Source organism: Edaphobacter sp. 12200R-103, from assembly GCF_010093025.1.
Classification (GTDB): domain Bacteria; phylum Acidobacteriota; class Terriglobia; order Terriglobales; family Acidobacteriaceae; genus Edaphobacter.
This window is the reverse complement of record NZ_CP048114.1, coordinates 1224305-1238339: the sequence shown is the minus strand read 5'-3', so window position 1 is coordinate 1238339 and position 14035 is coordinate 1224305. Positions and strand designations below refer to the sequence as shown.

The 14035-nt window shown below is 56.9% G+C and carries 9 protein-coding genes; 4 read left to right on the top strand and 5 right to left on the bottom strand.

Annotated elements, in window-relative coordinates; translation table 11 throughout:
* Nucleotides 1-42 precede the first annotated feature (42 nt).
* The 4 genes from gdhA to GWR55_RS05140 all read right to left on the bottom strand — a co-directional run bounded on the left by gdhA (nt 43) and on the right by GWR55_RS05140 (nt 5215).
* The gene (gdhA, locus tag GWR55_RS05155; RefSeq protein ID WP_162401300.1) at nt 43-1398 is read right to left on the bottom strand and encodes an NADP-specific glutamate dehydrogenase; all 1356 of its coding nucleotides are present in this window, start codon (nt 1396-1398) and stop codon (nt 43-45) included.
* A gap of 202 nt (nt 1399-1600) precedes the next feature.
* Nucleotides 1601-2572 (bottom strand): ADP-glyceromanno-heptose 6-epimerase, encoded by a 972-nt coding sequence (gene rfaD, locus GWR55_RS05150; RefSeq protein ID WP_162401299.1) that lies wholly within the window; start codon nt 2570-2572, stop codon nt 1601-1603.
* A complete protein-coding gene (gene hldE, locus GWR55_RS05145) occupies nt 2569-4050 on the bottom strand; it encodes a bifunctional D-glycero-beta-D-manno-heptose-7-phosphate kinase/D-glycero-beta-D-manno-heptose 1-phosphate adenylyltransferase HldE (RefSeq protein WP_162401298.1) in 1482 nt (493 codons plus the stop codon). Before hldE ends, rfaD begins: the two co-directional genes overlap by 4 nt.
* Before the next feature lie 73 nt (nt 4051-4123).
* Complete coding sequence (locus GWR55_RS05140; protein ID WP_238398656.1) at nt 4124-5215, bottom strand: glycosyltransferase family 9 protein; 1092 nt, start codon at nt 5213-5215, stop codon at nt 4124-4126.
* Between the two features lie 80 nt (nt 5216-5295).
* Between GWR55_RS05140 and GWR55_RS05135 the strand changes: the two genes are divergently transcribed.
* The 4 genes from GWR55_RS05135 (at nt 5296) to GWR55_RS05120 (ending at nt 9894) form a co-directional block, all read left to right on the top strand.
* Nucleotides 5296-5904: a DUF4254 domain-containing protein gene (locus GWR55_RS05135; RefSeq protein ID WP_162401297.1), complete on the top strand. Its 609-nt coding sequence runs from the start codon at nt 5296-5298 to the stop codon at nt 5902-5904.
* Between the two features lie 148 nt (nt 5905-6052).
* Nucleotides 6053-6613, top strand: a complete 561-nt coding sequence (locus GWR55_RS05130) for a tetratricopeptide repeat protein (RefSeq protein WP_162401296.1) — start codon at nt 6053-6055, stop codon at nt 6611-6613.
* Nucleotides 6614-6697: 84 nt separating this feature from the next.
* On the top strand, nt 6698-7780 hold the full coding sequence (gene yvcK, locus GWR55_RS05125; protein ID WP_238398655.1) for a gluconeogenesis factor YvcK family protein: 1083 nt from the start codon (nt 6698-6700) through the stop codon (nt 7778-7780).
* A 98-nt stretch (nt 7781-7878) separates the two neighbouring features.
* Nucleotides 7879-9894, top strand: a complete 2016-nt coding sequence (locus GWR55_RS05120; protein WP_162401294.1) for an arginine--tRNA ligase — start codon at nt 7879-7881, stop codon at nt 9892-9894.
* A gap of 138 nt (nt 9895-10032) precedes the next feature.
* Here GWR55_RS05120 and GWR55_RS05115 read toward each other — a convergent pair whose 3' ends face one another.
* Nucleotides 10033-13545, bottom strand: a complete 3513-nt coding sequence (locus GWR55_RS05115) for a TonB-dependent receptor (protein WP_162401293.1) — start codon at nt 13543-13545, stop codon at nt 10033-10035.
* Nucleotides 13546-14035 lie beyond the last annotated feature (490 nt).

The following is a 14035-nucleotide window of genomic DNA, read 5'->3' as shown; positions in this document are numbered from 1 at the left end:
CCGGTCTTTAGTCGCAAACGCGGCTCGGAAAACGCGCTTAGCTTAGATGACACCCAGCATTTGCATCGCCTCGGCCACACGGACGAAACCTGCAATGTTAGCGCCCAGGACATAATTGCCCGGAGCGCCATATTCCTCAGCGGTAGCAGCGCAAGTGTCATGAATATTGCGCATAATTGTTGCGAGCCGCTCCTCCGTCTGCTCGAAGGTCCAGCTGTCGCGGCTGGCATTCTGTTGCATCTCCAGCGCCGACGTCGCTACGCCTCCCGCATTGGCCGCTTTGCCGGGAGCAAACAATACCTCCGCAGTCTGGAACACCTGGATGGCTTCCGGGGTCGAGGGCATGTTCGCTCCTTCTCCCACAGCAATCACACGGTTCTTCACCAAGGTGTCTGCATCCTTGCCAGACAGTTCATTCTGTGTAGCTGAGGGCATGGCGACATCGCATGGCACATCCCATACCGAACCTTTGTCGGCAGAGATAAAGTACGTTCCGACGCCCTTTGCCTTTGCGTATTCGGAGATGCGCTCACGCCGCACATCCTTGACTTCCTTCAGCAGTTCGAGATCGATACCGCCCTCATCCACGACATAACCGCTGGAATCGGAGCAGGCTATGACTTTCCCGCCAAAGGACTGAACCTTCTCGATCGTATAGATCGCCACGTTGCCCGACCCTGAGACAACAACTTTCTTGCCCTCAAAATCGGTGCCCTTGGTCTGCAACATGGCCTGCACAAAGTAAGTGTTGCCATAGCCTGTCGCCTCAGTGCGCGCGCGCGAGCCACCGTAGGCCAGTGCCTTCCCGGTGATGACTCCCGCCTCGTAGCGGTTGGTCAGGCGCTTGTATTGCCCGAACATGTAGCCGATCTCGCGGCCGCCCACACCGATATCGCCGGCTGGAACATCCGTGTATTCACCCAGGTGGCGATGCAGTTCCGTCATCAGCGACTGGCAGAAACGCATGATCTCGCCATCCGACTTACCCTTCGGATCGAAGTCCGATCCTCCTTTACCGCCGCCGATCGGCATTCCAGTCAATGCATTTTTGAAGGTCTGCTCAAAGCCGAGGAATTTAATAATTCCGACATTTACCGAGGGATGGAAACGCATCCCGCCTTTATAAGGACCGAGTGCCGAATTGAACTGTACGCGAAAAGCACGATTGATCTGCACTTTGCCGGAATCATCCACCCAGGGAACGCGGAAGATGACCTGACGTTCCGGTTCACAGATCCTCTCGATCAGTGCCTGGTCGAGAAAATGCGGGTGCTTGGCCACGACGCGACCCAGGCTTTCAAGAACCTCATGCACTGCTTGATGAAATTCCGGCTCGCCGCAGTTGCGGCGAGTAACCTCGGAGAAGATGGGTTGAAGCTTTTCGTCAATGCAATTCATCAAAATACCCCACTGTTACCATTCGTTCAACACATTGCACCTATCCTCAATTTCGCGAAGCGAATACAAAGGAAGGCTGTGAAAGCGCGTGTCTTCCACAGGCCACGGAATTGGCTGATTTTCTGCTGTTTTAAAAGTATTAATCCTCGGGGGTTATACCCAAGGCATTTTTATACCGCATTTCTCTATCGCTTTGTAAGCGTTATTGAGGAAATGTCTTTTTGACTCCGTCTTCCAGAGCGGTGAAGGGATCCACGTAACCGGCCTTCCGCAATCCTTCAACGTCTGCCTGCGTGAAGTGTTGATACCGATTTTTGAGATCCCCGGGAAATGGAATGTATTCGATCTTTCCCCGGCCATGAACGCTCATTAATGCTTCAGCGACGGCCTTGAAGGTGCGCGCTTCTCCGGTTCCCGCGTTCACAACTGCTTGGACATTTTGAGGGCCCTTCTGATCGGCCAGTAATCCTGCAAAAAACATATTGATTCGGGCCAGGTCGCCTACATAGACAAAATCACGGCGCTGTTCTCCATCGCCATACCCACCCGATCCTTCAAACATTCGAATAACGCCAGTCTCTTTGAGCTGCTTCGTGAAGTGGTGCATCACGCTCGCCATGCGACCTTTGTGTTGTTCTCGTTGGCCGTAAACGTTGAAATAACGCAGGCCGACCACTGTGCTTTTAATTTCAGGCATAAGGCGCCGCACATAATTGTCGAAGACAAGCTTTGAATAACCGTAGATATTCAGCGGCTTCTCGTTCTCAGGCACCTCCTTGAAGGAGGTGCTGGCTCCATAGGTTGCGGCGGTCGAGGCGTAGACGAAGGGAATCCGGTGCTCGAGCGCGAAGTGCAGCAGTTCTTTGGAGTAGGTGAAGTTGTTGTCCATCATGTAGCGGCCATCGTCTTCGAGTGTGTTGGAACAGGCGCCCTGGTGGAGAATTGCTCGAACTTTGCTCCCGTCAATCAGGCCAGCCTTGAGAACCTCGCGAAATTCACGCTTGTCCATGTAATCGGAGAACTCCGCGCCATGCAGATTGAGAAACTTCGGTCCGCTGAGGTTGGGGGCAGGCGCCAGATTGTCGACGACAAGAATATCCTTATGGCCGATCCGGTTAAGCTCGTGAACCAGATTGCTTCCAATAAAGCCTGCGCCGCCCGTAACGATGATCAATTTTCCTTCTCCTGAGTTGCCATGAGTTTCCGAACAATATTGGTTGTCGAGAAGCCCTCGACCGTGGGCACGATCTCCACACGCCCTCCAGCCTCCTGCACCGCTTCGTGCCCGACCACGGTCTCAATCGTATAGTCACCACCCTTAACCAGTACATCAGGCTTAAGCTCGCGTATCAGATCGAGAGGCGTGTCCTCTTCAAACAGGACAACAGCATCCACCGCCGCGAGCGCAGCCAAAACGCGCGCCCGCTCATTTTCCCGCACGATTGGGCGGGTGGGTCCTTTCAGCCTGCATACAGAGGCATCGGCATTCAGACCTAGAACGAGTTTCGTGCCAAACCGGCGGCAGTCCTCAAGCAATGTAATGTGCCCTACATGCAGCAGATCGAAGCAGCCGTTTGTGAAGACGATCGTCTCTCCAGAGGAGCGCCACTCCGCCACTCGCTTCGCGATCCGTTCGCGATCCAGAATCTTCTCGCCCGCTGCCAGGGTCGTGCTCGGAGTAAGTGCGGCGATCAGTTCATGCTGCGCGACCGGCACAGTTCCCATTTTGCCGACAACGATCCCGGCGGCAAGATTGGCCAGGTCGACCGCAGTCTCCACCTGCAATCCGCCGGCAAACGAGGCGGCCAGAGTGGCGATAACTGTATCTCCGGCGCCGGACACGTCGAATACCTCGCGGGCTCGTGCAGGGGAGTGATACCGCCCCTCGGGCCAAAGCACGGCAATCCCTTTCTCGCTCATCGTCACGGTCAAGAACTGAATGCCGTGTTTGGCTACCTGAAGCTGCCCTGCTTCTAGAAGTGCCTCGGTCTGGTGAGCGGGTATTCCCGTCGCCAGAGAAAGTTCGGAGAGATTGGGGCAGACAGAAGTTGCCCCGGCATATTTACTCAGGTCGGGTGTCTTCGGGTCTGCCATTACCGGAATACCCTTTGCAGAGGCTGCCTGAATCACTGCTTCGCAGACAGACCGGGACAGCGCGCCTTTGGCGTAGTCCGACAGGATGACCGCATGGACCTTATCGACCAGCGAAGTTGCCCGTTCGATCAGTCGGTCCAGCTCCACAGCGGGAGGAGCCTCCCTGCTCTCGATATCGAGCCGGAGCAACTGTTGCATTCTACCCACGATGCGGGTCTTTGAGATGGTTGGCAGGGAACTGGAGACGACCCCGACCGTGTCCACGCCTGCCCGGTCCAGAATCGTTTTAATCTCTGCCTGTTCGGCATCTGAGCCCCAGAACCCGGCGAGAATCGTCTGGCAGCCAAGCCCGGCAAGATTCATCGCAACATTGGCGGCGCCTCCCGCACGCTCATACCGCTGCGCATGTCGGATTACGGGAACGGGCGCCTCAGGAGAGATCCGCTCGACTTCGCCATGAATGTAGCGGTCCAGCATGATATCTCCTATCACCAGGACCTTGAGCTGAGAGAACCCGCCCTCAAGTAAGTTCAGAATGGAATGAAGTTCCGGCAACATGCAGTAGGTTCGTCTCCTTTATCTCATCATCGCATCTTTCGCTGCGTAACCTTGTAAACGACCTTCGGTGGCATTACCCCAGAACAGAGCGCACCTGCTCGACAACCTCATTCACTGTGATTGATGTAAGACAACGTTTTTTCTCAACGATGCAGGTCTCCAGGCCGCATCCCCAGCAATCTGTCTTGTGATAGAGCACCCGATGATTCTTTCCATACGGGAACCAGATGCGTGGCTTGTTTCGAGCTGCAAATATAGCGATGCACGGCGTCTGAACAGAAGCGGCCAGGTGCATCGGCCCGCTGTCGTGCCCGATGAAGACCCGAGCACGACGAAAAGCCGCCGCGCTTTCCCGTGGCTTAAGGCGGCCACATAAATTTGTGACGGGTCCGCCTCCTGCAGTGCGCCAGCCCTCAGCTGCGAAATCGCTGCTTTCGCTCTCTTCAGGAGCGCCTGCCAGAGCCAGCGCATAACCGGGATAGAGCAGTGCGAGGCGATTCAACAGTTCACGCCAGTTTTCGCGTCCCCAGTCCTTCGATTGCACCTTCGTCCCTACGCTGACAGCGATGATGGGCCGACCTTCCAGATCCGCGAGGGCTTCATCCGCGCGTGAGATTTCCTGGGAGGAAAGATGCAGATCCCAGCTTTCCGGGGCGTTCAGGTCGCCGCTGCCGAGCTCGCCCAGATTGCGCACGAGCCGTGAGGCCTCGGGTTCGAAAGACTGTGTTGAATCATCCCATCTGTTCTGTTGCATGTCCTCGGTGAGGGGAACACCGAATCGATAACGGATTCCACAGAGCCGGAAGAAGTTATCGTCTCTCTTTGCAGAAGCGACGCCGCGGGCCGAACCCAGGTACACCAGGACATCTGGCCGCCATTGCACCAGCGTCCACCACAGACGGGCCAGATCGACAGCGCTGCGGGTCCCTACGGTGTAGCGAAAGTAGCCCTGGACCAGATCCGTATTTTCTAGAATAGCCGCGACCGGAGGCGCTTTGGCATTGACCGGGATGTTGGTCAGCATGCGCCGTTCTGCCTGCGGAAAGGCCCTCTTCACAAGGTGCAGAGCCGGCAGCGCAATCAGTGTGTCGCCCAGGCTTCCCAGCCGATAGATGAGCACACGCCGGGCTGAGCTGAGTTCCTTCTTCATGGGGGAGGAGGGCATGTCTCTCCTTAGTCTGCGGGTTCCAACTCTTTCCTGCAAGAGCTGTGGGATTGCAAGCTGGTAAAGTCTTGTTTTAAGACATGAACGTACAGCTGCCGAATGTCACTGACCTAACCCGCATGCAGGATGAGAGAACGGAGATTTGGCACCGTTCTCTCCCCCCTGTATCCGACGTATCAGAAGCCTTGGCCGACCTGACTGTAGCGCAGCATCGTGCCAACTTCGATCTCTGGCATGAGGAAGACAAGGCACGCGATCCCCACGCATCCGATACGGAGATTGCAGCCGTCAAACATTCCATCGATCGCCTGAACCAATACCGCAACGACCTGATTGAAAAGATCGACCTGAAGTTTCTCTCTTTGCTTGATGACGTTATGCGCGCGTCTCCTCATGCGCCGCTACACTCAGAAACCCCGGGAATGATGATCGACCGGCTCTCGATCCTCGCACTCAAAATCTTCCACACACGTGAACAGGCGGAGCGCACGGATGCAGGTGATGCGCACCGGCAGCGAAACCTCCAACGGCTGGGGGTCCTTCTGGAGCAGCGGAGCGACCTCACAATGGCCCTCGGGGCCTTTTTGCACGATGCTGCCTCCGGGAAGCGGCGATTCAAGCTCTATCGTCAGATGAAGATGTACAACGATCCGGAGCTGAATCCGGCGATCTACAAACATAAAATATAAGGCAGGATAAGTGGAGCTGCAGGAAGTCTGACACTATCTGGGAGTTGACCTGAACCCCATTGGTGGGTATAAATCCGAAAATATATGAATTCAGTCCGTCGATACAATGTCAGACTGAGGAGTGCGCCTCAAGGCGAGACGACAAATCATGGCACAGACCACAAAGACCGCTACAGCTTCCAAGCGTTCCACTCGCACCCTTGCTGGTGCTGTTACCCCGGCGAACGATCCATCGCAGGCTCAGCTGCTTGCTGGCTATGAGGCTGCCGTCCGGCTCATGCAGGAGGGCAAGTTCGAGAAGGCCCGCACCGCATTTGAGAAGCTCCTGGTCGCCGGGGCAGGCAATCTCTCCGATCGCATTCGCATGTATATCAATGCGTCCAATGCGCAACTGGAGAAGCGCGAGACCAGGTTCGTCAGTCACGAGGAACACTATGACTACGCAGTGTCCCTGTTGAATGACGGTCACTACGAAGATGCGAAGGAGCAGTTCCAGACAATTCTGAAGCAGAACGGCGATGCCGACTATGCCTTCTATGGGCTCGCCGTAATCGCCTCCATGACGGGCGATTCCCATACCTGCCTGGAGCATCTGACCGAGGCGATTCGCCGCAATCCACGCAACCGCATTCAGGCGCGCGCAGACTCCGACTTTCAGGATATGGCGGATGATCCTCGCTTTACCGAACTACTCTACCCCGAGGTCTGATTCAACGTTTAGCGCACCTCTGTGCGGTCGACTACTCCGTCCAGTACCATGGATGCAAGCTCGTGCACTGACAAAGGGGTGCTTTTGAGTTCTTTCAAGCCAATTGGACAGGTCGAGAGACCGCTTCGGGTCGTTGCGATCGGCGGAGGAACGGGGCTTTCCACTCTTCTGCGTGGCCTAAAACGCTATGTTCCCATACAAGAGAGGCGCAGACGGCCCCGCGCAGAGGATGCCAGCAAATCTTCTGCGGTTTCCAGCCACCTGATCAGTGAGCTTGCCGCCGTTGTGACCGTGACAGACGATGGCGGATCGTCAGGCCGCCTCCGGGACGATCTTAATATCCTTCCTCCGGGCGATATCCGCAACTGCATGGTGGCCCTCTCGGAAGATGAGTACACGCTGGCCAAGCTGTTTAAATATCGTTTCGACCAGGGAGAGCTCCAGGGCCACAGCTTCGGAAATCTTTTCCTGGCGGCTTTGTGCCATATCACCGGTGACTTCGCCCAGGCCGTCCAGACTTCTTCTCACATTCTGGCCATTCGCGGACGTATCTTTCCCGCCACCACGACGAATGTCACGCTCGCCGCGCAGATGGACGATGGTTCTCTCGTCCGGGGAGAGACCAATATCACCAGAAGCAAGAGGAACATCGTCGAACTGATGCTGGACCCTGCTGAGGTTGATCCCCTACCGGAAACGCTTGACGCCATCGCCAACGCCGATCTGATAACGCTTGGCCCCGGATCGCTCTATACCTCTCTCGTCACCAACCTGCTGGTTCGAGGCATCCCGGAGGCGATCGCCGCCTCGCGGGCTACCCGTGTGCTTATCTGCAATCTGATGACGCAGGCAAACGAGTCTCTGGGACTTACAGCCTCGCAGCATATCGAGAAGATCCTGGAACATGCAGGTGGCGCAGGAAAAGATCTCTTTGACTATGCATTGATCAACACCGCCCCTATCTCACCTGGGACCCTCGCCCAGTACGCCCGGGAGGGGCAGGAGCCTATTGTCACGGACCTTGACCGCATCCGCCAGCTCGGAGTCGAGCCGGTAACCGGTAACTTTCTCCATGAAGGCGAGGTTCTGCGGCACGACTACGACCAGGTAACGCACACACTGCTGCGCCTGTGCTTCTCGCGAATCTCGACGGCTCAGACCGCCTGAACGAATGCCTGGCAATCAAAGAAGTCTCGCGACGCTGAAAGGCTGACTTCAGTCGCGTAAACTGAATAAAACCCCAACCGAGCGGTGATCTCCAGCGCATGTATCGTATCGTTCAACAGTCTCTTCTCGTCCGCATTCAGGCTATCCTCGGTGCGAAATATGACGTCAGTCTTGCCAACCTGGCCGTAGAGCAACCGCCGTCCATTGCACTGGGCGAACTTGCTTTGCCGGTCGCCTTTGAGCTGGCCAAGCGCCTGAGAAAAGCGCCGCGGGCGATTGCAACTGAACTGGTCGCGGAGCTTTCCGTCGCGTTGCCCGAAGGAGTCGCCTCGGTTGAGGTTGCTGGCGCAGGGTATCTCAACGTGCGCCTGAATCGCGCCGCCATCGCACGTGAGATGGCCCAGGACCGGCATGCCGATGTCGGCGGTCCTGGATTCCGGCTGGTGGAACATACGAGCATCAATCCCAACAAGGCTGCCCATATTGGGCACCTGCGGAACGCGATCCTTGGCGATACCTTCCAGCGCCTTCTTCGCCGGGACGATTACAAGAGCGGCTACGAGGTCGGTGTTCAAAATTACATCGACAATACCGGCGTGCAGGTTGCGGATGTCGTGGTCGGCCTTATTCATCTTGCGGGGCTCGATCTGACCGGAACCCGCGCATTACTAACCGAGCTGAACGAAAAGGGAGAGCGGATCGATTTTTACTGCTGGGATCTCTATGCCCGCGTCTCGCAGTGGTACACCCAGGACGAGAGCCAGGCGGCGGCGCGCAAGCAGCTGCGGTTGGAGACGCTTCACGCCATCGAACGGGGTGGAAACGACACGGCAGAGATTGCAGATCTGATCGCGACTGCGGTCCTGCGCAGGCATCTCGAGACGATGGCGCGGCTCTCGATCGAATATGACTTTCTGCCCCGCGAGAGCGAGATTCTTCATCTTCACTTCTGGGATGCGGCTCGCCAGTTGATGATCGAGAAAGGGGTGCTCTATCTCGAGACCGAGGGCAAGAATAAGGGCTGTTGGGTGATGCGGCGCGCTCCTGTCAATGGAGCGCAGACGGAAGCCGATCCAGCCGATGGTCCGGATGAAGACGCCAAGGTTATCGTTCGTTCGAACGGCACTGTGACCTACGTCGGCAAAGACATTGCGTACCACCTCTGGAAGTTCGGGCTGCTGCAGGGCAAGGACTTCGGCTATCGCAGATTCCGGGAATACCCGACGCATACCTGCTGGATCTCGACCTCGGGCGAGAGCGATCCGGACCATCCGGTCTTCGGGCGCGCTGATGCGATCTATAACGTGATTGACTCGCGGCAGAATGATCCACAGACGCAGGTGGTGCAGGCCCTGCGCGGAATGGGGTTCACAGAAGAGGCTGACCGTTACACGCATTTCTCCTACGAGATGGTCGCGCTGACGCCGCGGTGCGCGCTCGAGCTGGGATATACGGTCAGCGAAGAGGACCAGAGGCGGGCGTACATTGAGGTCAGTGGACGAAAGGGATTCGGGGTCAAGGCCGACGACCTGCTGGATCGGTTGATCGCGGCGGCACGCACGGAGGTCGATGCGCGGCATCCCGATCTCGCCGAGGTTGAGCGGAGAACGATCGCCAGCCAGATCGCCGTGGGCGCTCTGCGTTATTTCATGCTGCGTTATACGCGCAATACTGTGATAGCCTTCGACTTCAAAGATGCGCTCAGCTTCGAGGGTGAGACGGGGCCTTATGTGCAGTACGCCATCGTGCGAGCGGCAAATATCTTTCGCAAGGCGGGGACGACGGCAGAGGCGGCGCTCGCCGCACTTGCTTCGCTCGATCTGGGAGAGATGCTAGAAGGGGAGGCCGGAACGACGGTCTGGGAGACGTGGCTGCTGGCCTCAAAGCTGACCCTGATGATCGAGCAGTGCATCGCGACCTCGGAGCCGGCGTATCTTGCCCGCTACGCCTTCCAGCTGGCGCAGCAGTTCAACAACTTCTATCACCGACACCATATTCTGAATGAGACCGATCCGGGCCGGCGCGGACTGTATCTGGCGACTGCAGCTGTGGCGCAGCGAGAGATGGTGCGGGCGCTAGGCTATCTCGGAATACAGGCGCCGGAGCGAATGTAAGGTTGCATCCTCTTCTCGTATAAACTGCGCAAAGTATTCAAAGAATAGGAAATAGGTCGGGATTCTCCGGTTCCTGGCGTTGCATAAAGTAGAAAAGGCCCGGACTCAAAGAGTCCGGGCCTTTCGGTTGATGGTGCGTTAGAAGTGGTACTTGACCGACAGCTGCATCTGCCTTGGGTTGGACCGGATCGGCGTACCCTGGTTGAGAATGTCGCCGAACCCGCTGTTGGTCAGGTTGGTAATATCCCTTGCAGGATTGCCCCATGATGCGTGGTTGAACACGTTGTCGGCATCAGCTCGGAAGTTGATCTGATGCTCGTGCCAGATGGTGAAGTCCTTGGTGACCGAGGCTCCGAAGGTCTGGTAGCCAGGTGCACGCTCGGCTCCGACGCGGGCGTTGCCGAAGGTGCCGAATGCCGGTTGACCATAGGCGCAGACACCATTGTCGACGCCCGGGGTGGTGCAGGGAATTGCTGACGGATCGGTTCCGAACCAGTTGTGCATAGAACGATTGACGATCTTGAGCTTCCGATAGTGGTTGGGACGCTGAGCGCCACTGTTAACCTGAGAGTTGTTGTTCGCGGTGAAGGTGACAGGGAAGCCAGAATAGGCTACACCGGTCAAGCTGGCCTTCCATCCACCTACAATCTCGTCCAGGAACAGAGGCATGTTCGCACCGTACTTGCGACCACGGCCCAGAGGAAGATCATAGACGAGGTTGAAGTTGATGGCGTTGCGAACGTCCTGGCCGGTCGGACCGTAATCCAGGCCCAGGTTGTAGACGTTCTCGGCATAAGCGCTGGCGTTCTGGATCCCAGGGGCTCCATAAAAGCCAAGGCTGTTCGTCATGGCGTGGCTATAAGTGTAGTTCGCGGTGTACTGCAGACCATGGGACAGACGCTGACGGAAGCTCGCCTGCAGGGCGTTGTAGTTCATCATTGCGTTGGAGTCGGTATAACGGATGTTGCCCGTGTAGCCTACACCCGGGGTGTCCTGGAAAGGCGACTTGGGGCATCCGGCAGGCTGCGGGGAACCACCGCTTGGGAATGCCTGAACCACTCCATTGATCACGCATGGAGCTGCGAGCTGATTGCGCCGGTTTGCAGTGATGAGGTGCGCTCCGGACTCACCCACGTAGCCGATCTGGAAAGAGGCCGTATTGCTAACCTGGTACTCGAGGGTCAAGCTGTACTCTCCGATGAAGGCTGGCTTGATCTTCTTGTTCCAGACGTTATAAACGACGCCGGTTGCTCCGCCGGTGCCGCTGGAAGCACCGAATCCGCTCTGTACGGTATAGAACTGTCCGGGAGTTCCGCCATTGGCTGTATTGGACTGAAGGCCGCTGGCTTGATAGGAACCCTGGAAGGGTAGATTGGTGGTCATCCGAAGATTTGCACCGGTTCCTTCCATGAAGTTCTGGATGCCATATCCACCGCGCACAACCAGGCGAGGAGTTGCCTGCCAGGCGAAGCCGATACGGGGCATGACGCTGCCGTAGTAAGGATCGACGAGGGCACGGTTGAATCCAGCTGCCTTAGCCTGAGGAGAGCCAGCCAGTAGAACGACTGACGGATTGGCCGGATCGATCGTTGACATCTTGTTGTTGACCTCATAGATCGGCTGAACGAACTCGTAGCGAACGCCGAGGTTGAGGGTAAGGGTTGGGGTGACCTTCCAGTCGTCCTGTGCGAAGTAAGCACTACGCCAGGAGCGCATACCGACCGGTCCGGAGACGCCGCCTACGCTGACGAATCCAGCACGGTTGAGGACGAAGTCAGCTCCGGTGTATCCGCCACTGGTTCCGCGAGCGGTTCCCGCGCCGAGGTAGTAGAAGCCTCCCATCGAGCCATCGTTGCCCGGATAGAAGTTGTTCTGCTGCTGGCGCAGGAACTGGGCACCGAACTTGAAGGTGTGCCGGTTCTTGGACCAGGTCAGGTTATCTCCGTAGAGGAAGGTGTTGAGGGTGTAGTTCGTGCCTGTGTTGGAGTTTCCGATGGTCGTGAAATCGCCTGATCCATTGGAAGCCGAGAAGGCCTGTGGGCTGGCCGAGTTACCCGTGGCCAAAGCAGAGAAGCCAGCAAACGGCTGACCGCCAGGGATGCCGAGGAGGCTATTGCCGTTCAAACCAAAGGCGCCTGTGGGGTCGAGCGTGACGGCTCCATTGTTCTGAACACGGGTGTAGCCAGCACGAAACTCGTTGATGACCGAGGAGCTGAAGGTGTGAACTTCGTTGATTGCGACACCACGGAAGGGGAAGGTGGGGGCACTGTTGAAGCTGGTCGGCAAGGCGCTCAGAGTGGTCTGTCCGCTGTCCATCTGGGAGTAGCGAACGAACATGCTGTCCTTGTCGCTTAGCCTATAGTCGACCTTCACATCAAACTGGTTGCCATAGTTCCGCTGCTTTTGGAGGCCATGGTAGTTGTTGACCGTGGGCGTTCCGGCATTCGGAGCGAAGTTAGGAAGCGGATAGAGCTCCGGGTGCGCAAAGAGGTACTGTGCGGCCGGGTTGACAACGGGAACCTGGTTGTTTGCGTAGGCCGGAAGACCAGGCTGGGTGGCGTCATAGAGCTGAACGGTCTTGGTGCCCACGATCTGGGGGTCCAAGAGTTCGGAGAAGTCTCCATTGCGCATCTTCTGGGTATAGACGCTCGCCGTGGATGTACCACCGGAGTGGAAGCGACCGCCTTGATAGTCGACGAAGAAGAAGAGCTTGTCCTTCAGAATGGGGCCGCCGAAGGTTGCGCCGAAGAGGTTGCGGGTGTAGGAGTTTTTTGCAACATGCGTGAAGTTGTTCTTCCAGCTGTTGGCATCGAGGTTGTAGTTGCCGAGGAAGTAGAAGGCGCTTCCATGCCAGTTGTTAGTTCCGCTCTTGGTCTGGTAGATAACGTCGCCGCCGTTGACGTTGCCGTACTCGGCGCTCGCATTGGAGGAGATGACCTGGACCTGGGCGATGGCATCGACGTTAGGAACATAGCCGATGATGTCGTCCAGAGTCTGGTTGATGTTCATACCATCCAGAAGGTATTGGTTTGCCTGCTGGCGGTTTCCGTTGACGGAGACGGAGGCGCTGCTGCTGCCGCCGTTGGGGTTGTTGCCGCTCAGCGGACCGGAGACGGCCGCATTGCTGACGAAGCTGTTGGGCTGGGTGCTGACCGAGCCGGGAAGGAACATGGTGATGGCGGTCAGGTTGCGGCCGACGAGAGGAACGTTCTCAATAGCACGTGTATCGAGCGTCGTCGCGAGGGTGGGGTTCTCGGTGTTGATGAGGGGAGCAACTTCGGCTTCGACCGAAACCTTCTGCTGCTGGTTCTCGAGGCTGAGTTTGCCATCGATTTTGGCGTTCTGACCTGTTTCCAGGGAGAACGGACCGTAGGTCGACGTGGCGAATCCCGCCGACGTGATCGTCACCTTGTACTGTCCGATCTGGAGGAAGCGGATGTTGTAAATACCGTCGTTATTGGTCGTGGTCTGGGTGGCGACGTTGGTCTCAACGTTGGTGGCCGTGACCTGGGCGTTGGGAACGACGGCGCCCGAGGGGTCAGTTACTGTGCCGTTGATACTGCCCGTGATCGTCTGCGCCCTGGATACAGCACAACAGACGACCAGGAGAAGGACGGACAGAAAACTAAGTATTGCCTGTTTTCGTTGCATCGATAGTCTCCTCAAAAGTTTCGTACTACGTGGGTGTTGCCTCTACGGCTGCGCGTCGGGATTCGACTTTGCGGATACGACCGTTACGGAGGATCCGGTTCGGTTCTGTCCCATGCTTTTTTTCTGTCTTCGGCCGTGAGCTTGTTGTGAACCTGGCTATTTACCGCGGTAGAGCGGTTTTAGCGGTTCTCTGTCTTAAGGTCCCTCCTCCTTTTGAATCGTATTTATCCCGATGACAGAGCCGCTCGTAGGCACACAGATTCGCTTTTTTGAGAAGGAATTGTGAGCCTCAGGGGGCAGATATGTCCATCGAAAAACGCGAAGATCCCGAATCGAGGCTTTTCCGGTCATTATGCCGGGAACGTTCAGCTCCTTTTTGTAAGCCTTGATGGAGTAGGAGTTAGAGGCTGGTTCCTGTTGAGCGAAACGCACAGACGCAGTTGCCGGAGAGGCGCAGTTTCGTGGAATAGCGAACTGGTCGTGTAGTTGT